Raw genomic sequence first — 515 nt, 5'->3', positions numbered from 1 at the left:
TTAAAATTAATTACTAAAGAATTGTATTCACCTGTATTTAAAGAGATGGAAGAAGATATTTTTATGACTTATTTGCAAAACGCCTTGCAAAATATCATCAAAAATGATCAAAATATATTTGAAAATTTGACTTTACTGTCTTTAAATAAATACAAAGAAAAATAATTTTTCAAAGTAAAGTAAGATAATTTTCCAAAATTAAATTTAAAAAGGAGTATCAAATGAAAATCACAATGATAATTCTAAGCTTGTTTTCTTTAGTATCTTTAGGTGCATGTGCTTTTAAAGAAAATAAAGCAAGTGAATTAGAAACTCTTGCAAGTAATTATGGTGGAATTTATATCTTTGATAAAAAAATAAGAGAAGAGATATTGGAAAATGAAAGAAAGAAAGGAGAGGCAATGAAAAAAATGTCTTTAGGGGATGATTTTTGGGATCAATTAAAAGTCATAGAAAAAAAATTCCCTCAAGTCCTTTCTAATGGTTGTAAATATTATCGTAATGATTATAATTAT

At 24.1% G+C, this 515-nt stretch carries 1 pseudogene; it reads left to right on the top strand.

Features of this window, described 5'->3' with window-relative positions:
• Positions 1-221: 221 nt before the first annotated feature.
• A pseudogene (locus tag L8X33_RS08685) lies at positions 222-515 on the top strand (hypothetical protein); the annotation flags it as partial.

This window comes from Campylobacter sp. CNRCH_2014_2849, assembly GCF_025772845.1.
In the GTDB taxonomy this organism is placed as follows: Bacteria; Campylobacterota; Campylobacteria; order Campylobacterales; family Campylobacteraceae; genus Campylobacter_D; species Campylobacter_D lari_D.
This window is presented reverse-complemented; position numbering and strand designations above follow the sequence as displayed.